The following is a 23,256-nucleotide window of genomic DNA, read 5'->3' on the forward strand; positions in this document are numbered from 1 at the left end:
TATTCACTAATTACTGTAATTGTTTGCCTTGCAAACAAATAAACCTTAAAAACAAAAAATCGGCTCTAAAGCCGATTTTGTATAAATTAAAATCTTTGCTTAATTACTAAGCGCTAGCCCACCACTTAGGTTATAAACAGTTTTGTACCCTAGCTGCATTAAATTACTCGCAGCAATCTTTGAGCGGTTACCACTGCGGCATAATAAAATATATTTGTTATTTTTACTTAACTGCCCTTCAAACACCGCATTTGCCATTCTGCTAAGCGGTATATTTAATGTTTTTTCATCTAGTGTATTAAATAACTGAGCAACATTATTTGCTCCATGTTCATACGGCTCCCGAGTATCTATTAAATATGCATCGCTGGTGTTTAACATTGCTTTAGCGTCATCAAAATTTAATTGCTGTGTATCAATCTCAGGCAATGCATTTACATAACCACACAATTGCGTGTTATTTACTTGCTTTGAAGCGTCGTACTGCTGCTTTTGTATTGTAAATTCATCAACTGAAATACTGCCGCTTACTAACGCATTGAGTAATGGCGTTTGGTTTTGTTGTACAGCCCAGTTCATGGCAAAACATTGTTGGTAGTCGTGCCCTGAGCAAATAATACTGGTGCTATTTAGTTGCTCGCTTATTGCTAAAATAGAGCGAGCCATAGCTTTTGCATCCCCACCTATAAGCGATGTATTGCCAAGCCCTGCAGGCAAAATTAAATCACCACAAAAACAATAACGCGTTTCGCCATTACTATTTTTTAATAAATAACTTACGCTATCTTTGCTGTGCCCAGGTGTCGCTACTTTTTCAAGTACGTCATTTGCTAAGCTAATACTTTCTGCATTTACTGGCCAACCTAAAGCATCAACCTCACCTTTTACAACTCTTGATGCAAGAACACTGGTTAATAAATGAGTCGCTGACTCTCGCTCTTGATGCAGATGAGTATTAAGCACCGCTGATATAGTTAAGTTTTGTGTATTGGCTATTTTTTCAAAGCGCGGAATAAGCTCAACAATCGGGTCTATTATAACTGCGTATTTATCATCGCTTACATAAAGCCAACTACATGCTCCTTGGTGCCTAAACTGAGTAAGGCCAAGTGCGCACACTTCTTGTTGTGGTGTAGTGCTATCAGATACAATTAAACAGTTAGCCTGTAGTATTGCTTTAAGAGCGCGAATACGCACACAAGCATCATCAATATCGTGTTGTGTTGCTGCAGGTCCAAACGATAGCCTAATCGCGTTTTCGCTTTGCCACTTACTTGCACCCATTGCATCTAAAACAAAACTTGTTGATGCGCCCGTACTACAAGCCGAGCCACCACTTACGCGAATGCCCGCAGCATCAAATAAATCAATGACTTCTTTGCTCGTTAAGTCGTTTACCGCAAAGTTAAGTGTGGTAGGCACGCTATAAGCAAAATCATGATTGAATGTAATATCGCCAAAGGTGTCTTTTATCGCGCTTTGTAGCTGGCTTCGATAAGAGTTAAGTATGCTAATTGGTTTAAATGTATCGTCTGATTTATCAAGCAACATACTAAATAGTTTATTTAACCCTGCAATACCGGGTAGATTTTCGGTGCCTGAGCGCATTCCACTTTCTTGACCGCCACCCGCTATAAAAGGTGTGTACGCACTGCCACTACGAATATATAAAAAGCCAATACCTTTAGGTGCGTAAAGCTTATGCCCCGAAAAAGGAGCGTAATCAATAGTTGTATTACTCAGTGCGAGCGCTTGTTTACCGAGTGCCTGCACGCAATCCACCATCCACGATACATTTTTGTTACGGCTACGAATTACCTGCTCTATAGCGGGTAAATCTTGATATACACCGGTTTCGTTATTAACGGCCATGGTGCAAATCATCAAAGCGTTATTAATATGCTCTGCGATAAAATCTAAATCTAAAATACCGTTGCTATCAACCGGAATAGCAAGCACCTGAGCATTAACATCAAGTACGCTATTCCAGTGCTTGAGTGTATTTGGCACCGCTTTATGCTCAGTAGCGCCATATAATAATACAGGGTTTTTAATAGACTGCTTTTTAGCATTAATTAATGTAGAAACCACCGCAGTTTGAATACCCTCCGTTGCACCAGAGGTAAATAGGATATCGCCATTAGTTGCGCCAATAACCGTGCGTGCCTTTTGACGTGTTTGTTCTAATAAATGCTTGGCTTGAATACCTGTGATGTGCGGGCTTGAAGGATTACCAAAACATATTTGCATGGTATGAGAAACAACATCAGCAATACAAGGCAACACAGGGGTCGTTGCATTTGCATCAAGGTAAACTTGTTTTACTGGCTCATCGTGCAATAAAAACTCAGACATTAAAAAACGCACCTTATTACTAAAAAATATATCTTATTACCAATAGTACATAAATTTACAGGTAATGAGTAATAATCAATTAGCACTAGAGGTGCGTTTACTATGCTTTTTTAAACTAAAAGTCTGTTTGCTTAACTATTCACTGAGCTCTTTGCTGATCTCTTCGTGCGTTGACGACCAAGCTGTTATTAGCGCTTTTACTAATGAGGCCAACGGGATGGCAAAAAATACACCCCAAAATCCCCATAAGCCACCAAAAAATAATACCGCGACAATTATAAATACCGGATTTAAATCAACTGCCTCAGAAAACAACAGCGGTACAAGTACATTGCCATCAAGCGCCTGAATAATTCCATAAATAATTAAAATGGTCCAAAACTGCGTTTCTAATCCAAACTGAAACAGTGCAACTGCCGCTACCGGAATAGTGACGAGTGCCGCGCCAATAAATGGAATTAATACCGAAAAGCCAACAAGCACACCAAGTAAAGCTGCATAGCGCAAATCTAAAACAGTAAATGCAATGAAAGACACACCACCAACAATTAAAATTTCGAATACTTTACCGCGAATGTAATTCATAATTTGTTGGTTCATTTCGTTCCACACTTGTAAAATCAAGCGTCGTTGCTGCGGGATCAGTTTAGCTATACTCCCTGTCAGCTCCAGCTTATCTTTAAGCATAAAAAACACCAGTAATGGCACAAGTACCAAATATATAAGCCAAGCAACAACATCTTTTAAAGACGTAAGTGAAAACGATAATACCGCTTGGCCAAACTCAATAATTTTAGCTTCTACGGTTGCAACAATAGCTTGTACTTGTTCTATATTAATTAAACTTGGGTATTGTTCAGGTAAAGCCATTAAATAAGACTTCCCCTGCTCTAGCATATGCGGTGTTTCTTGCACTAAGTTACTGGTTTGCTTCCAAAGCACTGGGCCAATAACTAAAATAAGGGTGAGCATAATGCTAATAAATACCAACATTACAATAACTGTTGCAGTAAAACGTTTTAAGCCAACACGCTCTAAATGAACAACCGGCCAATCTAGTAAATAAGCGATAACCAGTGCAACAAGCACAGGAACAATTAACGCACCAAAAAAGTAAAGTAAGGCAACTGATACCAATAATAAAAATAATAAGGTAGACGAGTGAGGATCCGAGAACTTCCTTTCGTACCATGTTTTTACGTATTCAAACATGTAATGGCTCCACTAATAACAACCCACGTTGTTTATCAAAATTGTAACTATAAGCATTTTTTTGCAAAAAACGTTCAATGTCGTTCGCACTTTCACCTTTATTAAGACTAAAAGTGATGCGTTGTTTTGATGATTGCGCACTTCGAAGCGCAAGCTTGAACTGCACAAATTGCTGAGGACACTTAAACTCTTTTAAATCGCGCTCTACCATAACTACTTTATCCGTATAGTAAATGAATAATAAGTCGCATATTTACGGTCTACGTATTTATATACTCAAACCGTTGTAACTTTTTGTTAAAACAATTCCTGCAATAGTTTATCCTTATAACATAACTAGCAGTAAGGATAAGTTAATGCCTGGCACGCATAATAAAGCGCAACTACCAAGTAATCCAACACTCAAAGAGATTAATTGGTTTAAAAAGCAGATTAATTGGGGCGAACTACCTCCTTTTTATCACCTTGTTGCCTCATCAATAAGCGAATCAGAAGGAATTTTAGATCATGGGTTCGACAATGCAGTTAAACAACTTTTAGATAAACGCAATTGGAACTTAGATTTATTAGAAGGCTATGAAGATAACTTAGGTGAAATACATACCAAACATAAGCCACGTATTGCGCTGCACCAAGTATTTACCGACAGAGGCTTTGAGCTATGGGCACAGCCTTATGCTAAAGATGTTATTGTTGATCAATACATAAAAAATAATCGCTTTATGGAGTTTAGAGTGTGGGACCCACATTCAATGAAAAACTTGATCAGAATAAGTCAGTTACATAAGTTTATTGGCTTTTATTTTGAACGAGGCGACAAAGCAGATAAAGCCATTATTTTACATGCACACAAAGTAGTACATAAAATTATTACTTTTTTGCAGCGAGAATTGAACGTTGTAAAGCTTGATGGAGTCACAATAAAAGAACTATACCAATTGTGCGAAAAAGACAGCCGTGCAAGCAGTGACGAAATAGACATAGCCAAAATTGCAATTGGCGAACAAATTAACAAGGAATAAAATGCAGCTAAAATCAGCATTTATCACTTTATGCAGTGCTGCGCTTACGTTTAGCTTATTAATAAGCGAACCTTTAAAAGCGCAAACCAACTTTACGCTTCCTGATTTAGGAACATCTGCATTACAAGCACTGCCACTCGAAAAAGAACAAGCCATTGGCGAAGTAATGATGATGCAAATACGAGGCTCATCACCAGTTATAAATGACCCAGTGCTTGATGAATACCTCACAACTATTGGCCGTAAACTCGTTGCTAATGCTAATGACGTGCGCTTTCCGTTTTCGTTTTTTTGGATAAACAACTCAGAAATAAATGCCTTTGCCTTTTATGGCGGCCATGTAGGCGTGCATACAGGATTAATAGCGCAAGCCGATAACGAGAGCCAGTTTGCCTCAGTGCTTGGCCACGAAATTGCTCACGTAACACAGCGCCACTTAGCACGAAGAATACAGCAACAACAAGATAACAGCGCGCTGACTATTGCCGGTATGATAGCCGGAATATTAGCAACCGTTGTTGCACCAGATGCGGGTATTGCCATTATATCTGCCAGCCAAACACAATCTGCTTTTAGTCAGTTAACGCATAGTCGCTCAGCCGAGCAAGAAGCTGACCGCATAGGCATGCAAACGCTTAACAATGCAGGCTTTGATGCACGTGCATCGAGCGAATTTTTAACTAAACTTGCCGCGCAAATTCGTTATAAATATAAACCACCTGCGTTTTTACTTACTCACCCATTACCAGAGAGCCGAGTATCTGATGTACGTTTGCGTGCAGAGCAATTTCCTGTGCGTCATATGAGTGCCAGTCTTGAGTTTAATTTAGCTAAAAGCCGCGTGCTTGCGCGCTACGACAACAAACCAGAAAACGCCGAAGACCTATTTAGAAAACGACTACGCGAGAATAGCTACGATAACACCGCTTTAAAGTACGGTTTAGCTATTAGCTTACTTGATCAAAAAAAGCTTGATGAAGCAGCCCCAATACTAGATGAGCTTTTAAAAAACGATCCTAAAAACCTATTTTATATAGATACCCATACCGATTTACTCATCGCGCAAAAAAAGGCAGATGAAGCCGTAAAATTTTTAGCTGATTTAAATCAGTATCGCCCTAATAATCAGGTGATTACGCTTAACTATGCCAACGCAGCACTTGAAGCTGAGCAATATGAACTAGCCGAAAATATTTTGAAGAGTTTTTTACTCGAAAAGCCAGATCATAACCTAGGCAAGCAACTTCTTGCTGATGCGTATAAAAAACAAGATAAATTAGCCTCATATCACGAAGCGAACGCCGATGTATTGGCTCAATACGGTGCTTATTTAAAAGCCGCAGACGAAGTACAAAAAGCACTTAACTTCGTAGAGCCAACCGAACTTGTAAAGCAACAACGTTTAAAAGCACTACTTACCCAGTATCGACTTTTACAAAAAGAGCTTGCAAGACTTTAAGTCTGCAAGCGCTTACCCTAAAATAGACGCAATTCACACTTTGGAATCATTTTATGTCTGTTACTATTTACCACAACCCACGTTGTTCTAAATCACGCGAAACGCTAGCGCTACTGCAAAGTAAAGCGATAGAGCCAAGTGTTGTAGAGTATTTAAAAACCCCTCTTACTCACGAGCAAATTTCAACGCTTGTAATCCAACTTGGTTTTTCATCCGTACGTGAAATGATGCGCACAAAAGAAGATGACTACAAAGCGCTTAATTTGAAAGATGAAAAAAATGAGGACGCACTTATTAACGCTATGGTTAAATACCCAAAATTGATTGAACGCCCTATCGTAGTTAATAACAATAAAGCAGCGATTGGTCGTCCACCAGAAAACGTACTAAGCGTTTTATAATGAGTGCAACCATAGTGGTGCTTTATCACTCAAGCCATGGCTCAGTTGAAGCAATGGCTCACGAGATAGCAGAGTCGATAGAGCAACAAGGTGCTAGTTCACTACTTCGCACCTTTGTGGCTAAAAATGCGCACGATATTGTGATCACCAAAGATGATTTAATAAATTGCGATGGTTTAGCATTTGGTACACCAACCCGATTTGGCATGATGGCCTCTCAAGCAAAAAGCTTTTGGGAAACCACCAGCGACTTGTGGCTAAAAGGCCAATTAATCGATAAGCCAGCGTGTGTATTTTCGTCATCAAGTAGTATGCATGGTGGAAATGAAGCAACTTTACTTAACTTATCTTTGCCACTATTACACCACGGTATGATGCTTATGGGCGTGCCATACGATGTGCCCGAACTACTTGCAACACAAACCGGTGGAACACCATACGGTGCAACACACGTCGCTGGCAGCGCTAATAGTGCACAGCTAAGCAAAGACGAAATTAAAATATGCCAAAGCGTTGGTAAACGCCTTACTCACATTGCGAGAAAACTTAAATGACTACAGCTGACAGTCCAGCTAAAAAGCCGATTACGGTAAAATTTCAACGTGCCGCACTATTTGGCTATGTTGGTTTACTTGTTCTGATTCCTTTGTGGATGTATTTTGTACCCCCTCTAGACGGTAATACTAGTTGGGTGTCATTGTTTTTTCCTATCATTCCTTTACTGCTGCCGCTAAGAGGCATAATTAAAGACAACACATACACCTATGCGTGGGCTAACTTTATTGTAATGCTTTATTTTATCCACGGGCTTACTATGCTGTGGGCCGCTCCTGATGAATTAATTTGGGTGTTGTTAGAGCTGGTATTTGCATCATCTATGTTTATTGGTTGTACTTACTACGCAAGACATCGCGGACAAGAACAAGGTTTAAAAATCCGTAAGCTTAAAGAAGAATTAGCTGAAGAAAAAGCAGCAAATGAGCACGGTAAATAAGGCTTAACAATAACGCTATATACAAAAAACGCGCTTAAATTACTTTAAGCGCGTTTTTTATTAACTGTTTAAAACTAGCTAAACTAAATCGCTCAAGGCAGCTAGCACCACAATACTCGCCAACCCTATTTGAGCAATTAAGCTAATAAACGAAAAGCCTCTAAGCACAAATAAACCCCAAGGGTGTTTAATATGTGGATATAGAGCACAGCGTTTTAAAGTGGTCGCAAAGAAAAAACAAATCACCGCAGTCATAGTTAAACCCAGCGTCAGCTCACTTTTAATTGAGAGGGTTTCATCAAAAAAGAAAAACAACTGTAAAGGCAGCAATATAGTCACAATAGCATGTAGCACATGCACTTTTTTAATGCGATCGAACTGCCCTTCTGGCGAAAGTTCTTTAATACCAAAGTCACGCTCTAAACATTTAACTAAGTTATTAGCTTTAATACTCACCGCTAAACGGTAACAGCTTAAACCTTCTTTATTACGTGCTCTAAAATCGTATCCGGCTTTAATAAGCAGCACCATTAACGACTCATTTTTAGCAAACACAGCATAATGAAGCGCAGTATTACCTAAGTTATCTGTCGCTTTTTTGTCTTGCTTTGCAAGTAGCGTTTCAACCACATTTACAAAGCCTTTTTCGGCGGCCCACATAAAGGCTGTTTTATTGTTTTCATCAGCAAGTACACCAGTAGCGCCTTGTTCAATAAAACGCATAGCCATTGTTTGCTTAGCTGTTTTTTTACGTAAATGAGTAAGCAAAGCTTTTTCTAAGAGAACAACAGAGTCAACATCAGGAGAAACCTGCGTCAGCAGCGTAAAATAGTCTTTACCCGCAGCTACTTTTTCGCTGGCAAGTTCAGAGAGAGTATCTAAATCAGCAATAGACTCTGGTATAAACGCACTTAGGCGCTCTCTAAAATCAACTTCTTTCCAAAGCGCTAATGTGTCCTTTGCCGAGAGTTTACTTTTATTATTTAACGCATGCTCAATTAAGGTGAAGTAGCGTTTACTAAAAAATAAATCGACTAAAGACAGTGGCGTATCTATGGTATTTTGTGCAGCCACGCTTGCGTATTTTTCAAGGCGCTGGCACAGCATAAGTACTAAGCTTTCAGGGGTGTATTCATTATCGTAGTAATGGCTTTTAACCGCACTAATATACGCTTGTGCGTCTTCGTCATATTCAGAGATATGTTGAAAGTAACATTCTTCAAATGGCTCCAGCGGGGTTAGCCATGCCAAATAATAAATAGGTGGCAGCACGGTGGTGCATACACCATCGTCTTCATTTGTAGAACGACAAGCAGGCCAAGCTTCCAAAGCATCTAAAATAAAGGCACCGTTTTGTTCTACCAGTCCTTTAATAAGTAATGGGTATTCCTTTGGCCAAATCAGTACATTTTCCATTAAAACAACACAACTCCAGTGTGGCTTGGGGGTGGTAAGTTATATCAGTTTTAAGCTGACACCACGCTTAATCAAAGTGCCGATATTCTAGCACACCTTTGTTTTGCTGCTAGCGCAAAATTACGCAATAACAACAATCCTTTAGGATTATAACAATTCGCTTAATTAAGTGATTTATTTTGAGGTAGAAAACCGTGTGATAGCAAGGCAAAAATTTCGTTATTTAGTTGTTCTAAATGATTAAGTATTACTGTGGATTGGTATTGTCCTTAGCAAAAATATAAAAACGGCCAAGTACATAAGTAATTGGCCGTTTTTGAGGTTGGAGTTGGGCTTAATCAGAGCCAGACAAATAGCCTATTTACTTTTTAACTCGCTAATAACTTGCTCTAAACCCACATCAGAAATGCGTTGAATAATCTCTTTTTGTTTAGCACTTAATAGTGAAATGCCTTCAGCAACAATATCGTATACTTTCCACTCATTGTTTTTACCTAAACGAAGCTTAAAGCTTAAGTCGATAGTAGGCGCATTTGGCTCAATAATTTGCGTATTAACTGTTGCGTACTCAGAGTCACTTTTTGCGTTATTACGCTCAAATACTACTTTTTGACCCGTGTACTTCATTAGTGCACCGGCGTATGTGCCTGTTAAGTAATGCTCTACTGCATCTATAAATTGAACAGCTTGCTCGCGCTCAATACCTTTAATGTGTTTACCTAATAATTTAAACGACACAAACTTAACGTCAATATGTGGCATTAAACGTTTTTCAACAATGGCAGCCATCGCGTCTTTGCTGGCTGTACCTTTTGAGTTTACTTGGCCAATATCTGCAAAAAGCTTGTCGGCTACCGATTCAAGTAACTGATCTGGTGATTGCTGAGCTTGTGCAAATAACGAACTGCTAAAAAAAGCAGTGGCTAAAACGAATAGTTTAAAGAGTTTCATAATTGTATATGTCTGTGTGATTAAGATGGCTGTAATTTACGCGAACTATACGCAATAAAAAAGGCACAAATAAGCAACTTATTAATGCTCAATTAGCACCAATCAAATAAATAAAATAAATTCAAGCAGTTAGAAAACTCCATTAACAGCTCATATACAACCGGCATTTTGTCCTCATTGTAATTGTTAACAGGCCGCCCTTATCATTTAGTTATCAACTTAAATCAAACAAACATTTGGCACCTATGAAAACGTCACTTAAAACACTTATTATCTCTTTTGTATTAGTAGTTTCACTTTTTGGCAAGCTTGCTTTTGCTCAATCGGACCACGGTTATGCCGTTGACTTTCTCAAAGGCGAAGGTAACGTAAACGGCGTTAAGCTTGCGTATCAGTATCATGCACCTGGTATGCAAAACATTATTGGTGATGCACGCTTTTACTTTGAAACCAGCGTAAACATGTGGGAATACCGCCACGGCGATGAAACACAATCAAACCTAGTACTTGCTATGTCACCTGTACTGCAATTTCCTGCTTTTAGTTTTAACAACACCCCATTTTATGTAGAAGCAGGCATTGGTGTATCACTGATTGATGAAACGCAGTTTGCCGGAAAAAACATAAGTACTCACTACCAGTTTGAAGACCGCATAGGGCTTGTAGCCGATTTTGGCCACACCAATGTTGCCCTTCGCGTTATTCACTATTCAAACGCAGGCTTTAAAGAGCCAAACCCTGGGCTTAACTTTTTAACGCTTTCGGTAGCGAGACGTTTTTAACGTTATTGATTGTATTTTTGAGTAAATTAATTGCTGTTATAGCGCAAAGCGGTCACACTTAAACGTACTAAATATTAAGTGATACTGCGATGCAAACTTGGCATATTGTAATTATTGTCGCTGTTGTTCTTGCCATTATCATTGGTAATATTGCGCTGATTAGACTCTCTGCAAAACAGGAGTTTATAAAGCCCAACGCCAATATAAAAAATACAACAGACACAAAAAAGCCCTGATCAATCAGGGCTTTTTCAATAATACCAATTCGCTAAATATATTTTTGCTAATTTAGCCTACTAGCCAATGCGCCATTAGCGCAATAACAGGTAAAGTAATTAGCGTTCGCAAAATAAATATAATAAATAGCTCTAAAATATTTACCGGTATTTTACTGCCAAGTAAAAGTGCACCTACCTCAGACATATAAATAAGCTGAGTTACACTCATTGCGGCAATAATAAAGCGCGTTACGTCACTTTCGATAGTCCCTGCTGCTAATATTGACGGAATAAACATATCAGCAAAGCCTACCATAATAGTTTGCGACGCTGCGGCTGCTTCGGGTACTTGCAATAGCTCTAAAAATGGCACAAACGGCATACCTAAATACTGAAATATAGGCGTATGCTCAGCAATGATCAGTGCAAATGTGCCTACCGCCATAACTACAGGTAACACACCAAACACCATATCAAGCGCGTTATGTACGCCCTCTTTTATAGTGCCTTTAACACCCGTTGAATTATCTGCTTTAGCTAGTGCAACATCTAACGAATGGCCAAATAAAGTTTTATGACCCGGAATTGTTTCTGCGTCTCTATCTGGCTCAGTGCCATCAATGAGTAAATCTTTTTTAAAGCGCAGTGGCGGTAATCGCGGCACAATAATAGCGGCAACAATACCGGCTAAACATACCGTTGCGTAAAACGGAGCAAATAGGTATTCAAGTTTAACTTGCCCAAGCACCACTAAACTAAATGTAATTGAAACCGCTGAAAACGTAGTACCAATAATAGCCGCTTCGCGTTGTGTATAATGCTTTTGATCGTACTGCCTTGCAGTCATCAAAATACCCACACTGCCATCACCTAACCACGACGCAGTACAGTCAACCGCGCTTCTACCTGGTACACCAAATACAGGGCGCATTACTTTGGTCATTAACGTACCAGCAAGCTCTAATAGACCAAAGTTAATTAATAGCGGCAGTAATAAGCCCGCTAAAATAAATACCGAAAACAACACAGGCAATAAGTCATTTAATACCAGCGCGCCAGTATTGGCCGAGGTAATCATCTCGCTGCCTAGGCTTAGGTACGTCATTAAACCAAACGCCATACCAAATAAGCGCACCACCAGCCATGTCCAGCTCACATCAAATAAATGCTTTAACAAAGGTGAGTTACATATAGCGGCGGGTTTAAACACTTTAGTAATTACAGAAATAACCCCTGTAATACAAATAATGAGGGTAATAATTGCTTGAGCAGAGCCAAGCATCATTGCTTGAACCGCTTTTGCCATAACGGCAATAGGAATGGTCATCCCTTGCGAAGTACTAATGGGTGTCATAAATAAAAACACACCAATTAACGAAGGAACCAAAAAAGTAAACCAAGTGCGCCACGTATAGTGTGAACGTTCAGGTAGCTGAGACATATTGTTTAACCTATAAAAACCACAAAAAGAGCATAGCGCTCTTTTTGTGGTAAAACTTATTATTATTTAAATTTTAATGCCGCGCTGAATGAGTGCTGCTTCTAATGCTTGTTGTAAACCATTCATAGTACCTGGCTCAAGCGTTTCGCCTTTATCATCCATCCACGTTAAGCTAGTACCGCCTTCTTTAGTTTTGCTTACTAAAATTTGGTATTGGCCTTCATCAATAGGTAGTTGAGCTACGTCATCACCCCAAATTGAATCCCAAACGCTTGTTTCTGGTTTAGTATAATCTGCAGTAATTAAGCCCGTATCTGGGTTAATTTCAACAATAGAGAACGACAAGCGCTCTAAGAATCCAGAGAAACGGTCAAACACAGCGTCGTAAGATTGCTCAGTTACAAGTGCTGCATTACCTTTATTATCAAAGCCCATTTCAAGAGAAATAATACCTTGGCGTTTACGCATATCAACTTCAAGTTGACGGTAACGGTAATCAAACTCGCTCACTACTTGGTTAAGCGCACGTACTTCTAGCTGCTGCTTGAGTAAGTCTGTTAGCGTTTTATCACCTTTAAAATCAATCAGCTCTACACGTAAAGACGCAGTGCGTTGATGTGATTTTTCTTCAATAGTGAATCTAAACTTTTCTAAATCATCGTTAACTTCATCGCCCCACCACCAAAAACCTTCTTCGGTTTTAATGATTGAGTACCAATCAGTTTCAATAATACCAAGTAGCTTATCTTCTTTAGTAGTTCCTGCATTATTATCAGCGAGGACAGATTTAATCGTATCCCAAAGAAACTCATCTAAATCAGCAATGCCATCGTTTTTATCAAAATAAATACGCGCTTGTTTATCTGTCTCTTCTACCCAACTGCCTTTCGCAATTGTTAATACTTGTGCCGGTGGGCGGTAATTTGTAGCTTCAGGATTATTGTCGTATTGACCTACATCCATTTTATAAACTGGGTCTTGAGCTGGTTGAGATAACGACGCTGGTGCTTTTACAGGCTCATGCGTACGATAATTACGCTCGTCATGTGCCTTATTAATAAATACACTACACCCTGATAAACTTACCAATACACTTACTGCAAGTGCTTTTGGGATCCAATACTGCACAGATATTTCTCCTTAGCATACCCTTTAATTGTTTTAACAAATATATGAGTGGGTAATACCGATTTGGTTCAGTGTAAAATCAATATTAACTTTACATTTATTATTTGGCTGCCTAAATGCAATAAAGTTCAGCACTTCAACTTAGTAAGCAACTAAGCGCAAATAAGCAAATTTTAGCTATGGTACTTTCCCGTGCCAGTAAAAACAAGAAACACCGCACTTTAAAAGCGCTTAATTAGCGTGTGCTGTAGTTTAGAGCCCTTTTTGTGTTAAACTTCGCCGCCGTGCAACTTCTCGTGTGTATTTTTGGTGTTGCCAACTCGGTTGATATAATCCAAGTAACAAGGTATTTGAACTCATGACTGCATTTTCAAATCATCAAATTGTTTTAACAGCGATTGGCGAAGACAGACCCGGTATAGTAAGTGAACTAACCCAACTGGTTAGCGATTGCCACTGCAACATTATTGACAGCCGTATTGCTATTTTAGGCTGCGAATTTACCTTCATAATGCTACTTAGCGGCGACATGTCGGCAATAAGCCGCATAGAGCACGTACTGCCCACTAAAGCCATGGAACTTGGCCTGCTAACCATGATGAAGCGTACAGCAAGTCATACTCCTAGCGAGTTTTGTGCAGGTTACACACTAGAATACACAGGCATAGACACCCCTGGCACATTGAGCAAAGTAACGCGCTTTTTTGCCGACAATAATATTAGTATTTGCTCACTTAAGTCAGACACTTATTCCCAAGAAGACAACATTAAAATGCGTTGTGAACTTGAATTCAACATACCTGTTGATGTAGACATAGATCAATTTAAAATTAGTTTTGAGAGCCTTTCTCACACGCTAAACGTAGATTATATTTTTAAACGAATTCGTTAAGGATGCTAAACATGAACACAATTAGTCCATTACAAGCTGGCGATACTGCACCCGCTTTTAGCCTACAAAACCAAAACGACGAAACAGTAACATTAAGCGAGCTGTTAAAAGAGCAACAAGTGCTTGTGTACTTTTACCCTAAAGCGTCAACGCCGGGCTGTACTGTACAAGCCGAAAACCTACGCGATGAGCAAGCACAGCTTGCTAAATTTAATACCCGCGTTGTAGGTATTAGCCCAGATCCAATTAAGCGCCTTAAAAACTTTGAAACTAAAAAAGAGCTTAATTTTGATTTATTAGCCGATGAAGACCACGCCATTGCAGAAGCATTTGGTGTATGGGGCTACAAAAAGTTTATGGGTAAAGAATACGATGGTATTCACCGCCTAACGTTTTTAGTAGGCCAAGACGGTAAAATAAAACACCTATTTGATAAGTTTAAAACCAAAGATCACCATCAAGTAGTTTTGGACTATTTAGCTGCAGAATAAGCTAGCGGCACAGTAAGTTAGCTACCAGCTATTAGATAAATACAGAAAAGCGTTGCTCAAGGGTAACGCTTTTTTATGCCTATACATTTGCGCTATATAAAAACTTAAATAGTAATTGAGTAAATAATTTGTTAAAACTGCCAAAGCACTTATTATTAGCACCTTGCCAATTGGATATTTAAATCTTGAATAAAAGCCTAAAATTTAAACTTTATTTAACTGCCTTAATCATCTGTATTATCGGTTTTAACTTTTCAGAGCCAAGTATGCAATTTTACTCAAACCCGTTTTATATCGGTAGTTTTGTTTTTGCTATTGCGCTTATAATCTCTGTAATTAATTACGCCTGCCCTGCCTGTAAGAAAAACCAAGTAATGCGCTCTATTTCTAGTTATAAGCTCCCAACTAACGACTGTTATAATTGCGGGAAAGAGATTGATGAGAAAAACTAATTCACCTACTCTGTCTTAATACATGAAACTAAATAAGAAATAGTTAAGCAACCGCATTACATTGTAAGTTTTTCTCTATTGCTAAACTCTCACGGTACTCAGAAGCTTCAGCTTTTAAAGTCCAATGAACGTCTTTAATCCCATTGCCCTCTACAGCTTTCTTAACTTCTGATATTGTAGTTTTGAAAAATTCTTTCCTTGAATTTATCTTATTCACTGAGTAAATATCAAAACGGCGATGGAGTTCTTTTTCTAAAGATGGCGCATCTTCACTAAATATCATCGCATGAACATCAAAGGAAAAAGGAACAGAAGCATCGCCCAGTTCTTTGACACGATCCATAGGCTCAAGTCTTCGGGTCATACCAATTTTGAATACCTCTTCACCAAAACTGCCTACATTGCTTATTACGTATACATGCCCTCTTCGGGTTTGCTGTGCCATCGACATAGCTCTTTGACCTTTATCTTCCGCTTCTTTTAATTGTTTCTCTAGATCAAGTAATTTCGCTTCATAATCGGCCCGCTGCTCATCATTTGCAGTAGAAAGTTCTTCTCGTGCTTTTTTCAAAGCTTTCTGAAGTAAGCGTTCTTCTTTTTCGGCTTCTCTCTTTGCTTTCTCAATATCTCTTAGAGCCTTTTCTTCTTCCCTAATTTGAGCTTTAATTTCTGCTTGCTCTTCACGTTCGATTTTTTTTAATTCACTTGTAGCTACAGCCCACTTTAGTTCGATTAAACGTGCATTAAGGTATTTTTCATTAATTCTAGCTTTTCTAAAAGGAACGCCATTGTGGTTAACTAATGCGAACGCATCTAGTATTTCTTGGTTTATTTTCCCAAAATTATCATGTTTTACTTTAGATAAAGCACTATCTACTTTCCCGTTAAATGCATCTACTACAAAATGGATTGCATATGTTTTTCTATGTTGTTCAACATAGTCACAATCTCCAGCAAATCCTTCTTTTATCATTTGTCTAATATTTTGTCGTATTGACTTTAGCTCTGCTCCAGCTTCTTTATGACCAAAATCCTCAGCTAAATCATCTAAAACTGAGTGATTAGGAATGATATAGTCGTCCTTATAGCCTTCGATGGTATTTCGCATTGCTTTTATTGCTTGCTCGTAGGTATTAGCTTTTTCTTTCGCTTCATAAGCATCACCCGCAATCTCTTTAGCCCTTTGCTCTGCGAATAAAGTAATACGGTCAGCTTCTTGATTAGCATCCAACCTAATTTTTTCTGCTTTTTCCTTCGCTTCTCGAAGTCTTAAGCTCCCCTCTAACCTTTGTTCCTTTAATGACTCACTTAAAGTAATAGATTCATTTTTAACTTCATTAGCTAAATTTTCAGCAGTTTGCTTTATAGCATTTGCTTTTAGTTCCGCTTCATCTAATAAAGTTTGAGAGTAAGCTTCAGCTTGAATGATTGGGCTATATTTCTCAGTTAGTTCTTTATTTTTCAATGATTGCTTTTTAGCTTCTTCTCGCGCTAAAGCTAAAGAATCAGTTAATGCCTTAATATTTTTTTTAAACTGTATTTTTAAATTTTTTGTATGGTTGTACCAACCAAGACAAATCAATATGGTAATTATTAGTAGAAGAATTGATGCAGAGAGTTCCATTTTAAATTCCTTTTATCATTATTTAATCCACTATTTGAAAGTAGCATATATTTTAGAGTCGATGAAACTGAAATTAATATACAGAATTTTACGCGCCGAAACTCAAATAAGTTACTGTGTCTGATGGCGCTTCGCTTATCCGACCTACGCTTTCAAATATATAATGCGGGGGTTATTGGGTGTGGGTATTGGAGGTCGTTGGAGCTCGTTGGGTTTCGCTACGCTCTACCCAACCTACGCGTTTGCCTTAAATTTTTACGCAGACAAAAATGGCGTTGCCTGAGCGCTGTGCCCATGGGGTTATTTTGTCGTAGTCATGTTCAAATATGTGGATTTCGAAGTACGGTTTTAAGGCTTCTTTAAGCTCGGTATAACTAAAAGCCACCATTGGGTGCTCGTCGTGCCATACGAGTGTTTTATCTGCGGTGGTTTTTTCTATGCTGAGTTTTAATAACTGTTTACTACCGCTGCCACTATAGTGCCAGCCAGAGCGAAATGTGAAGAAGCTATTTTCGCTTGTTGCTGTGTGCTCTACAAATGAATCGCTGTAGATTTTGTTTTTATCAACCGTGTTAAAGCAAAATATTCCACCTACGTTTAATGCGCTGTGTATGCTGGCAAGGTATTCTTTTAGCTTATTAATGCCGTCGCAGTAGTGGATTGAATACAAAAAGCAGGTAATCAAATCCACGTGCTCAGTTACCTTAAATTCACTCATGTTTTGCAACGAAAATTGCGCTTCTGGGCAGCGCGTTTTTGCTTTATCTAGCATTGGCTGGTTTAAATCAAGCCCACTACTTTTATAACCGTTATCAATAAAGTGGCGCACATGCGGGCCGGTGCCACACGCTAAATCGAGATGGGTGTTTGCGCCATTACCAAAAATTTGGTGCAGCCTGTGAATAGAATTGCTTTGGGCTTGATAATTAATATCTGCACACATTAAGTCGTAGTAATCAGAAAGGTCGGTGTAAAGCGCATTTGCGGACATATAAGCCTAGTGGTAAGTAGTAGAATATTTTTAAGTCGCGCATAGTAAACTAGTTATGGCTATTAGCGAAGAAGATATGAGCTTTAAGGTTGTCGGGTGGTGCTTCGCTTATCCGACCTACGTATTTAAATATTATAAAACGTTATTAGAAAATGGTGCGGAAGTAGAGGTTTGTTGGGTTTAGCTTCGCTCTACCCAACATACGTAATATAACTTTAAGCTGGCTTTAACTAATTCCTAAATACTTATGTACTTGTATTGATAGGCGCCAGTTTTTGGCAATACAGGTGTCGATTGCTAATTTTGTTGCTGATACTTTTTGGCTAATTGGCTGTAAATAAACAAGCTTTGGGTTAACGCCTGTTTTAGCAAATAATTCTTCTAGCTCTTCTACGTGCTTTTGCATGGCAACGGGGTGTTTAATTTCGTTGGCACGCTTCATCGCGCTGGTAAGTACTTCATAACCGCCGCGCATATTGATTTTTGGCGATACCGTTACCCATGTTTGCTCTGGGGCGAGTATTTCAAACGTGCCGCTGGTTTCTATTTGTGTGCTAAAACCGTGTTCATGTAATAAGTTACATACTGGATTTAAATCAAACATGCATGGCTCGCCGCCAGTAATTACAACATGCTTTGCGGTGTAACCACGTGATTGAAACAGCGCTAAAATTTGCTCTGCACTGGCGTTAGCCCAATGATCTGAGTCGGCTTTTTTTTCTACGGTTTCATCCAGCGATACTTTATATACATTATCAACATCCCACGTTTGCTTAGTGTCGCACCAAGAGCAACCTACTGGGCAGCCTTGCAGACGTAAAAATATTGAGGGTGTGCCAGTAAAGCTAGCTTCACCTTGAATGGTTTCAAACACTTCATTAATTTTGTACAAAAGAGATCTCACTTACTACCTAGCAGCCAAATTGCTACTATTAAAAAACCAAAAAGCGCTGTGCAAAAATTGTTATTTAAGCTGCGGCCGTGTAGTATATCGCGCCCTGATATAAACCTCTATTAAAACTAAGAGCAAAACAGATATGACGCAAAAAGTAGTTGTTATTTATTCCGGCGGTATGGACTCATTTACCGTATTAAATAAAGCCCTGCAACAAGGCCATGATGTATATGCCCTTTCATTTGACTATGGTCAGCGTCATGTAAAAGAGCTTAAAGTAGCGGCAAGTGTGTGTGAAAAATTAAACGTTCCACATAAAATTGTTGATATTTCGGCGATTAACCAACTTATTGGTGGCTCATCACTTACTGATGATATTGACGTACCTGAAGGCCATTACGAAGAAGAAAGCATGAAAAGTACGATTGTACCTAATCGTAATATGATTTTGCTCTCGCTTGCTGTTGGCTACGCGGTATCACTTAAAGCTAGCCAAGTTTATTACGGCGCTCATTCTGGGGATCATGCTATTTACCCTGATTGCCGTCCTGAATTTGTGCAAAAAATGGATGATGTGTGTCGTATTGCTAACTACGACGCGGTAGAAATTTTTAGCCCGTATTTAAATAATACTAAAATTGGTATTTTAACCGACGGTATTGAAATGGGTTTAGATTACAGCCAAACGTGGACCTGTTATAACGGCCGTGAAAAGGCCTGTGGTAAATGTGGCGCGTGCCAAGAACGCCTTGAAGCATTTGCACTAAATAACATTACAGACCCGTTAGAATACGAATAAGCCGCAATTAATTAGTAATACAATTGCTGCAAACAAAAAAGGCTATCATCGATAGCCTTTTTTGTTTGTCCGGTTTTAAGTCAATGATATTGATTACAGCCAGCGTTTTACGCGCGCTTTGTAAGCGGTAAACTCTTCGCCAAATAATTTAGTGAGCGCACGCTCCTCGGGTATTATTTGAAAAAATGTTAAATAGGCAATAAACCCGATAATACATAAAAGCGCCCACAAGGAACTTAACCAAACACCCCACCCTGCTAAAATAAATGCAAAACCTACGTACATTGGGTTACGCGAAATTTTATAAATGCCGCTCGTAATAAGTTTTGATGCTTGCTCAGGTTTATTAGGATTTACTGTGGTGTTTGCTATTTTAAAGCTCGCCACACCTGCAATACAAAAAACACACCCAATAATGACCAAACTTGCTGCTAAGTAGGTAATAAATGCGGTAAAATCAATAACACTGTAATGCGCAATAAGCGCCATTATGCCTGCAAAAAACAGCACAACAATAACGGGAGGTATTTTATTATTTAACATGGCAACTCACTGTATTAACTAAAGTATGTTTATTTAAGTAGCTATTAAACAATATCTTAAGTGTATAAATGATGAACACGCTCAAAGCTGAATTAAATAAAGTATACAAATTAAGTTACAATTGTCAGCTTTATCAAAAGCGCTTAAAGGTTATACTTTAACCATAAACGAATAATAAAATGATAAGGAATGAGGTTATGTCTGGAACTACGATGATTGTACTTATTGTGCTAATTTCGGTTGGCTCAGGAGTAGTTTACGATATGTATAAAAAGCATCTTGAGTTTAAGCATAAAATGCAAAACAACAACAGCGATGCCCATAAACAACTAGCTGAAACAAACGCACAAGTGCTTGCATTAAAAGAGCGTGTACAAACACTTGAGGCTATTGTTACTGATTCAAGCTTTAACGTTAAAGATGAAATTAATAAACTTTAAGTTGTTATAAGTAATTTGGATATAAATGCGCATTTTCTGGCTGCTCAATGCCGTGGGCAGCTAAAAACCCACCAATAGCTTGCCCGCAGCCCTGTGGTGCTCGCCCACTGTCTATCTCAAAATTTAACTGATTAGCATGTTGCTTACCCATAGAGCAAAGCCCTACGGTACTTGGCGAGCGCATAGCGATACTTAGATTACCTATTTGTTCAACTGCAACGTGCTTACTAAAGCGGGCAAAACCTTTGTATTTAAACTGCTCGTTTACGTAGTCATTACTTGTGGCCACCAATGCCGCAATTAAGCCGTGTAAAAAACTATTAGCGGATGAGTCTGCTGTTAAAAACGCAATTGTTTTTTTATTAAACTCGCTAAGCTGGCAATCCTCACACAACAGTTCAACAGTATATAAATGTTGCTCGGCTACTTGCTGCTGACTTTTAAGCTCAATACTTTTTCCTGCAAATACAATACGTTTAAGCACTTCATCAACGTTACTTGTAACCGCTTCGCTTTTAACAAGTTCAGGGTTTTGCGCCATTACAGGTAAGTCGTGGTGATTGTTAAATGGCGTGCTTGTTGCGCCGCTTTGCATTAACTGAAAAAGCTCTCTTACTTCATGTTCTCGCGCTACTTTTAACGCTAAAAATGCGGTTTGAATAAGCTCTGAGGTAGGTAAGTTTTCCTCTACAATCCAGCGTCTGCCAAATAATAGTTTTTTAGCTTTGACTTCATTAGTAGATGCGCTTTTTTGGTAGTTATCAGGGCTCAGCACTGCTACTTGCAGGTAAATTTCTTCACCTTTTTGTGCAGCAAGCACTCTAAAGTGAGCCGAAAATTCAATACTCTCAAGTACTTCGTTTACGCTTTGAAGCGTGTGCTTGTAACGTAAAAAATGCTGTGGCACCACCCAATTACTATTAGCCAATTGCACAAGGGGTGCATAAGAAATAGGTTGCTCGTAACTGTGTTGCCATTTTTGCTCATTGCTAAGCAAATGATTAATGTGACTCTTGTTATCTGACATAAATAAACCAAATAAACTCGCGTTGTGCGATATAAACTATGAACACATTACGTCGTCAATGTCGTAATTAGATCACATGTACGCCCTACTTTTGGGCTTTTTTAACTATCGGTGAGTTCTTGATAGTCTGTTATAACTTTTTGATAGTATGGCTTATCTTTATTGAGCATTTTATTATAATGATTTATGAGTTGCCGTTGATACATAACGTGCTCTGTACTAGCAAAGTCCCACATTTTTTTGCCGGTATGGCTAATCCCATTATTGGTACTAAAGCTCACTTCAATCACTTCATAAAAACGTTTGTTGTCGTAAACTATTTGTTCACTTATAAGCCCTAAACCAAGTTGTTTTAAACCTACTCGCAACTTATAAGTGTGATGCACGGGGCATAAAATAAACCGAACATTATTTAAATGCTCCACTGCGTTATTAGCAATAATTTGTTGTACTAAACTTAACAACAGCTCACCGCCAACACCAGCTATTACAACTACTTGGCTTTTACTTTGAGCAATTTCTATTTTGCCTACATCCTGACATAAGACCTGCCACTGCGGGTTTTTATCACAGGTTTTTTGTAATTTATTAATAGATGATAATTGCGCTTCTAAATCGTTCATTAAAGTGGCGACTATATCTACAAAAATAACGTGGTTTGCAGCTGCGCGTTTTAATAGCGCCATGCCTAAATAACCATGGTCGCAGCAACAATCCCAAATAATATCGTGATGCTGCGAAATTAATGTATCAATGGCAGTTAGGCGTTTACTGAGCTTCATTTAAGCAGGTATTTGTGACGTTTTATAGACAAGCGCTTTTAAACTTTTGTCGCTGTCTACTTCAATAAAACGCTCGGTGGGGGCTAGGCGCTCAACAAATTCAATTGCGCCTTGGGTGTTCTCGTTTATTAATGCTTTAAACGCATCTTCGCTAAGCTCTGGGCTATTCGCACACAATAGCAATTGTGTGGTATCGCAAAGTAGCTCTGGCAACCTGCGCAGCACTTTTTGATAGTCTTTAGTTAATATAAAGCTGCCTTTTTGAAAGCTTGGCGGATCAACTATTATTAAATCAAACGGGGCTGCTTTTTTTAGTTTTCCAAACGATTTTAAAATATCGTGAGGTAAAAAACTGACGCCGCGCTCAAAACCATTTAGTTGATGGTTTTGCTTGCCGACTTTAAGCACGCCTTTGCTCATATCCATGTTCATCACATGATCTGCACCGCCTTGCATGGCGGCAAGCGAAAACCCACATGTATACGAAAACAAATTAAGCACTTTGCCATGCTTGCTGTTAGCCATTACAAATTCACGGCCGCTACGCATATCGGGAAATATTCCGGTATTTTGGCGGCTCTGTAAATCAACCAAAAAGCGAATGCCATTTTCGGTTACAACATGTGGGTTAGGTAATTGCCCATAAACCACAGTGTTTTGGCTTTGTACGCCAGCACGTTGCTGGTACACAAGTGACGTAATAAGCTCTGGCTGGTTTTCTTGCGCCCACTGCCACACAACATTGGTGAGCTCGCTTAGTGTTTGCTCGTCAATTTCGTCGTACGAAACCAAAAATAAACTTGGCGGGTAAAAGTCTAAATTAATATGGCTTAATGCTTCGACGCTGTGGCCTCGGCCATGAAAAACACGACACAGTTCATTTTTTAAAATTGGCGCGTCTTCAAGCGCAGTAATAAGAGGTGTAAAGTTTGCTGTCATTT

Annotated in this window: 26 protein-coding genes; 12 read left to right on the forward strand and 14 right to left on the reverse strand. The window is 38.9% G+C overall.

Annotated elements, in window-relative coordinates; genetic code table 11:
* Nucleotides 1-99: 99 nt before the first annotated feature.
* The 3 genes from FFU37_RS09230 to FFU37_RS09240 form a co-directional block, all read right to left on the reverse strand.
* The gene (locus FFU37_RS09230) at nt 100-2,355 is read right to left on the reverse strand and encodes an aminotransferase class V-fold PLP-dependent enzyme (RefSeq protein WP_138489343.1); all 2,256 of its coding nucleotides are present in this window, start codon (nt 2,353-2,355) and stop codon (nt 100-102) included.
* Nucleotides 2,356-2,490: 135 nt separating this feature from the next.
* Nucleotides 2,491-3,567 carry an AI-2E family transporter gene (locus tag FFU37_RS09235; RefSeq protein WP_138489344.1) on the reverse strand — a complete coding sequence of 359 codons (1,077 nt, stop codon included), beginning with the start codon at nt 3,565-3,567 and terminating at the stop codon, nt 2,491-2,493.
* Nucleotides 3,560-3,778, reverse strand: coding sequence for a sulfurtransferase TusA family protein (locus FFU37_RS09240; protein WP_002961455.1), 219 nt, complete (start codon nt 3,776-3,778; stop codon nt 3,560-3,562). Before FFU37_RS09240 ends, FFU37_RS09235 begins: the two co-directional genes overlap by 8 nt.
* Before the next feature lie 145 nt (nt 3,779-3,923).
* Here FFU37_RS09240 and FFU37_RS09245 point away from each other — a divergent pair, with 145 nt between their 5' ends.
* From FFU37_RS09245 to FFU37_RS09265, 5 genes are read left to right on the forward strand one after another with little or no spacing between them, the layout of a single operon-like run.
* On the forward strand, nt 3,924-4,589 hold the full coding sequence (locus tag FFU37_RS09245) for a hypothetical protein (protein WP_024597628.1): 666 nt from the start codon (nt 3,924-3,926) through the stop codon (nt 4,587-4,589).
* Between the two features lies 1 nt (nt 4,590).
* Complete coding sequence (gene bepA, locus FFU37_RS09250) at nt 4,591-6,048, forward strand: beta-barrel assembly-enhancing protease (protein ID WP_039487326.1); 1,458 nt, start codon at nt 4,591-4,593, stop codon at nt 6,046-6,048.
* A gap of 53 nt (nt 6,049-6,101) precedes the next feature.
* Nucleotides 6,102-6,449: an arsenate reductase (glutaredoxin) gene (gene arsC / locus FFU37_RS09255; protein WP_138489345.1), complete on the forward strand. Its 348-nt coding sequence runs from the start codon at nt 6,102-6,104 to the stop codon at nt 6,447-6,449.
* Complete coding sequence (wrbA, locus tag FFU37_RS09260; protein WP_138489346.1) at nt 6,449-7,003, forward strand: NAD(P)H:quinone oxidoreductase; 555 nt, start codon at nt 6,449-6,451, stop codon at nt 7,001-7,003. Before arsC ends, wrbA begins: the two co-directional genes overlap by 1 nt.
* Nucleotides 7,000-7,443: a DUF2069 domain-containing protein gene (locus tag FFU37_RS09265; RefSeq protein WP_039487321.1), complete on the forward strand. Its 444-nt coding sequence runs from the start codon at nt 7,000-7,002 to the stop codon at nt 7,441-7,443. The genes wrbA and FFU37_RS09265 overlap by 4 nt, the downstream gene beginning before the upstream one ends.
* Before the next feature lie 78 nt (nt 7,444-7,521).
* On the opposite strand, the gene FFU37_RS09270 is transcribed toward FFU37_RS09265, so the two are convergent.
* Both FFU37_RS09270 and FFU37_RS09275 read right to left on the reverse strand, forming a co-directional pair.
* The gene (locus FFU37_RS09270) at nt 7,522-8,859 is read right to left on the reverse strand and encodes an ankyrin repeat domain-containing protein (protein ID WP_039487320.1); all 1,338 of its coding nucleotides are present in this window, start codon (nt 8,857-8,859) and stop codon (nt 7,522-7,524) included.
* Nucleotides 8,860-9,216: 357 nt separating this feature from the next.
* Nucleotides 9,217-9,810: an MlaC/ttg2D family ABC transporter substrate-binding protein gene (locus tag FFU37_RS09275; RefSeq protein WP_024595677.1), complete on the reverse strand. Its 594-nt coding sequence runs from the start codon at nt 9,808-9,810 to the stop codon at nt 9,217-9,219.
* Between the two features lie 245 nt (nt 9,811-10,055).
* Between FFU37_RS09275 and FFU37_RS09280 the strand changes: the two genes are divergently transcribed.
* Together FFU37_RS09280 and FFU37_RS09285 are read left to right on the forward strand one after the other, a co-directional pair.
* Nucleotides 10,056-10,592 carry an acyloxyacyl hydrolase gene (locus FFU37_RS09280; RefSeq protein WP_138489347.1) on the forward strand — a complete coding sequence of 179 codons (537 nt, stop codon included), beginning with the start codon at nt 10,056-10,058 and terminating at the stop codon, nt 10,590-10,592.
* Between the two features lie 89 nt (nt 10,593-10,681).
* A complete protein-coding gene (locus FFU37_RS09285; protein WP_138489348.1) occupies nt 10,682-10,828 on the forward strand; it encodes a DUF2897 family protein in 147 nt (48 codons plus the stop codon).
* Between the two features lie 52 nt (nt 10,829-10,880).
* Here the strand turns inward: FFU37_RS09285 and FFU37_RS09290 are convergent, their stop codons facing one another.
* Entirely contained in the window at nt 10,881-12,251 is a 1,371-nt protein-coding gene (locus FFU37_RS09290) for a YjiH family protein (protein WP_138489349.1), read from the reverse strand.
* A gap of 66 nt (nt 12,252-12,317) precedes the next feature.
* Nucleotides 12,318-13,379 carry an NlpB/DapX family lipoprotein gene (gene bamC, locus FFU37_RS09295; protein WP_039487313.1) on the reverse strand — a complete coding sequence of 354 codons (1,062 nt, stop codon included), beginning with the start codon at nt 13,377-13,379 and terminating at the stop codon, nt 12,318-12,320.
* Nucleotides 13,380-13,737: 358 nt separating this feature from the next.
* On the opposite strand from bamC, the gene FFU37_RS09305 reads away from it, so the two are divergent.
* From FFU37_RS09305 to FFU37_RS09315, 3 genes are all read left to right on the forward strand, one after another.
* Nucleotides 13,738-14,271: a glycine cleavage system transcriptional repressor gene (locus FFU37_RS09305; protein ID WP_007583906.1), complete on the forward strand. Its 534-nt coding sequence runs from the start codon at nt 13,738-13,740 to the stop codon at nt 14,269-14,271.
* A gap of 11 nt (nt 14,272-14,282) precedes the next feature.
* Nucleotides 14,283-14,762 carry a thioredoxin-dependent thiol peroxidase gene (bcp, locus tag FFU37_RS09310; protein WP_002963124.1) on the forward strand — a complete coding sequence of 160 codons (480 nt, stop codon included), beginning with the start codon at nt 14,283-14,285 and terminating at the stop codon, nt 14,760-14,762.
* A 266-nt stretch (nt 14,763-15,028) separates the two neighbouring features.
* Entirely contained in the window at nt 15,029-15,214 is a 186-nt protein-coding gene (locus FFU37_RS09315) for a hypothetical protein (RefSeq protein ID WP_239022697.1), read from the forward strand.
* A 43-nt stretch (nt 15,215-15,257) separates the two neighbouring features.
* Here the strand turns inward: FFU37_RS09315 and FFU37_RS09320 are convergent, their stop codons facing one another.
* From FFU37_RS09320 to queE, 3 genes are all read right to left on the reverse strand, one after another.
* Nucleotides 15,258-16,838 (reverse strand): SNIPE associated domain-containing protein, encoded by a 1,581-nt coding sequence (locus FFU37_RS09320; RefSeq protein ID WP_138489351.1) that lies wholly within the window; start codon nt 16,836-16,838, stop codon nt 15,258-15,260.
* 247 nt (nt 16,839-17,085) lie between these two features.
* Nucleotides 17,086-17,829, reverse strand: coding sequence for a class I SAM-dependent DNA methyltransferase (locus FFU37_RS09325; protein ID WP_138489352.1), 744 nt, complete (start codon nt 17,827-17,829; stop codon nt 17,086-17,088).
* A gap of 226 nt (nt 17,830-18,055) precedes the next feature.
* On the reverse strand, nt 18,056-18,721 hold the full coding sequence (gene queE, locus FFU37_RS09330; RefSeq protein ID WP_024591014.1) for a 7-carboxy-7-deazaguanine synthase QueE: 666 nt from the start codon (nt 18,719-18,721) through the stop codon (nt 18,056-18,058).
* Nucleotides 18,722-18,866: 145 nt separating this feature from the next.
* Here queE and queC point away from each other — a divergent pair, with 145 nt between their 5' ends.
* On the forward strand, nt 18,867-19,523 hold the full coding sequence (gene queC / locus FFU37_RS09335; protein ID WP_002960416.1) for a 7-cyano-7-deazaguanine synthase QueC: 657 nt from the start codon (nt 18,867-18,869) through the stop codon (nt 19,521-19,523).
* Nucleotides 19,524-19,616: 93 nt separating this feature from the next.
* Here the strand turns inward: queC and FFU37_RS09340 are convergent, their stop codons facing one another.
* A complete protein-coding gene (locus tag FFU37_RS09340; protein WP_007378935.1) occupies nt 19,617-20,066 on the reverse strand; it encodes a methyltransferase family protein in 450 nt (149 codons plus the stop codon).
* Between the two features lie 197 nt (nt 20,067-20,263).
* On the opposite strand from FFU37_RS09340, the gene FFU37_RS09345 reads away from it, so the two are divergent.
* On the forward strand, nt 20,264-20,506 hold the full coding sequence (locus FFU37_RS09345) for a hypothetical protein (protein WP_010553668.1): 243 nt from the start codon (nt 20,264-20,266) through the stop codon (nt 20,504-20,506).
* A 4-nt stretch (nt 20,507-20,510) separates the two neighbouring features.
* Here the strand turns inward: FFU37_RS09345 and FFU37_RS09350 are convergent, their stop codons facing one another.
* The 3 genes from FFU37_RS09350 to FFU37_RS09360 all read right to left on the reverse strand — a co-directional run bounded on the left by FFU37_RS09350 (nt 20,511) and on the right by FFU37_RS09360 (nt 23,254).
* Nucleotides 20,511-21,533 carry a hypothetical protein gene (locus tag FFU37_RS09350; RefSeq protein WP_138489353.1) on the reverse strand — a complete coding sequence of 341 codons (1,023 nt, stop codon included), beginning with the start codon at nt 21,531-21,533 and terminating at the stop codon, nt 20,511-20,513.
* 101 nt (nt 21,534-21,634) lie between these two features.
* The gene (locus tag FFU37_RS09355; protein ID WP_138489354.1) at nt 21,635-22,315 is read right to left on the reverse strand and encodes a tRNA (adenine(22)-N(1))-methyltransferase; all 681 of its coding nucleotides are present in this window, start codon (nt 22,313-22,315) and stop codon (nt 21,635-21,637) included.
* Entirely contained in the window at nt 22,316-23,254 is a 939-nt protein-coding gene (locus FFU37_RS09360; RefSeq protein ID WP_138489355.1) for a class I SAM-dependent methyltransferase, read from the reverse strand.
* Between the last annotated feature and the right edge of the window lie 2 nt (nt 23,255-23,256).

It is taken from the genome of Pseudoalteromonas distincta, from assembly GCF_005877035.1.
In the GTDB taxonomy this organism is placed as follows: Bacteria; Pseudomonadota; Gammaproteobacteria; order Enterobacterales; family Alteromonadaceae; genus Pseudoalteromonas; species Pseudoalteromonas distincta.

What these genes read in the sequence shown, in the direction of transcription:
- FFU37_RS09230 (WP_138489343.1), bottom strand. Translation starts at nt 2,355, where the DNA reads ATGTCTGAGTTTTTATTGCACGATGAGCCAGTAAAACAAGTTTACCTT.
- FFU37_RS09325 (WP_138489352.1), bottom strand. Translation starts at nt 17,829, where the DNA reads ATGTCCGCAAATGCGCTTTACACCGACCTTTCTGATTACTACGACTTA.
- bcp (WP_002963124.1), top strand. Translation starts at nt 14,283, where the DNA reads ATGAACACAATTAGTCCATTACAAGCTGGCGATACTGCACCCGCTTTT.
- FFU37_RS09265 (WP_039487321.1), top strand. Translation starts at nt 7,000, where the DNA reads ATGACTACAGCTGACAGTCCAGCTAAAAAGCCGATTACGGTAAAATTT.
- wrbA (WP_138489346.1), top strand. Translation starts at nt 6,449, where the DNA reads ATGAGTGCAACCATAGTGGTGCTTTATCACTCAAGCCATGGCTCAGTT.
- FFU37_RS09340 (WP_007378935.1), bottom strand. Translation starts at nt 20,066, where the DNA reads ATGTTAAATAATAAAATACCTCCCGTTATTGTTGTGCTGTTTTTTGCA.
- FFU37_RS09305 (WP_007583906.1), top strand. Translation starts at nt 13,738, where the DNA reads ATGACTGCATTTTCAAATCATCAAATTGTTTTAACAGCGATTGGCGAA.
- FFU37_RS09275 (WP_024595677.1), bottom strand. Translation starts at nt 9,810, where the DNA reads ATGAAACTCTTTAAACTATTCGTTTTAGCCACTGCTTTTTTTAGCAGT.
- FFU37_RS09315 (WP_239022697.1), top strand. Translation starts at nt 15,029, where the DNA reads ATGCAATTTTACTCAAACCCGTTTTATATCGGTAGTTTTGTTTTTGCT.
- queC (WP_002960416.1), top strand. Translation starts at nt 18,867, where the DNA reads ATGACGCAAAAAGTAGTTGTTATTTATTCCGGCGGTATGGACTCATTT.
- FFU37_RS09320 (WP_138489351.1), bottom strand. Translation starts at nt 16,838, where the DNA reads ATGGAACTCTCTGCATCAATTCTTCTACTAATAATTACCATATTGATT.
- FFU37_RS09285 (WP_138489348.1), top strand. Translation starts at nt 10,682, where the DNA reads ATGCAAACTTGGCATATTGTAATTATTGTCGCTGTTGTTCTTGCCATT.
- FFU37_RS09345 (WP_010553668.1), top strand. Translation starts at nt 20,264, where the DNA reads ATGTCTGGAACTACGATGATTGTACTTATTGTGCTAATTTCGGTTGGC.
- FFU37_RS09235 (WP_138489344.1), bottom strand. Translation starts at nt 3,567, where the DNA reads ATGTTTGAATACGTAAAAACATGGTACGAAAGGAAGTTCTCGGATCCT.
- FFU37_RS09270 (WP_039487320.1), bottom strand. Translation starts at nt 8,859, where the DNA reads ATGGAAAATGTACTGATTTGGCCAAAGGAATACCCATTACTTATTAAA.
- FFU37_RS09350 (WP_138489353.1), bottom strand. Translation starts at nt 21,533, where the DNA reads ATGTCAGATAACAAGAGTCACATTAATCATTTGCTTAGCAATGAGCAA.
- FFU37_RS09245 (WP_024597628.1), top strand. Translation starts at nt 3,924, where the DNA reads ATGCCTGGCACGCATAATAAAGCGCAACTACCAAGTAATCCAACACTC.
- FFU37_RS09280 (WP_138489347.1), top strand. Translation starts at nt 10,056, where the DNA reads ATGAAAACGTCACTTAAAACACTTATTATCTCTTTTGTATTAGTAGTT.
- arsC (WP_138489345.1), top strand. Translation starts at nt 6,102, where the DNA reads ATGTCTGTTACTATTTACCACAACCCACGTTGTTCTAAATCACGCGAA.
- FFU37_RS09240 (WP_002961455.1), bottom strand. Translation starts at nt 3,778, where the DNA reads ATGGTAGAGCGCGATTTAAAAGAGTTTAAGTGTCCTCAGCAATTTGTG.
- FFU37_RS09355 (WP_138489354.1), bottom strand. Translation starts at nt 22,315, where the DNA reads ATGAAGCTCAGTAAACGCCTAACTGCCATTGATACATTAATTTCGCAG.
- bepA (WP_039487326.1), top strand. Translation starts at nt 4,591, where the DNA reads ATGCAGCTAAAATCAGCATTTATCACTTTATGCAGTGCTGCGCTTACG.
- FFU37_RS09290 (WP_138489349.1), bottom strand. Translation starts at nt 12,251, where the DNA reads ATGTCTCAGCTACCTGAACGTTCACACTATACGTGGCGCACTTGGTTT.
- FFU37_RS09360 (WP_138489355.1), bottom strand. Translation starts at nt 23,254, where the DNA reads ATGACAGCAAACTTTACACCTCTTATTACTGCGCTTGAAGACGCGCCA.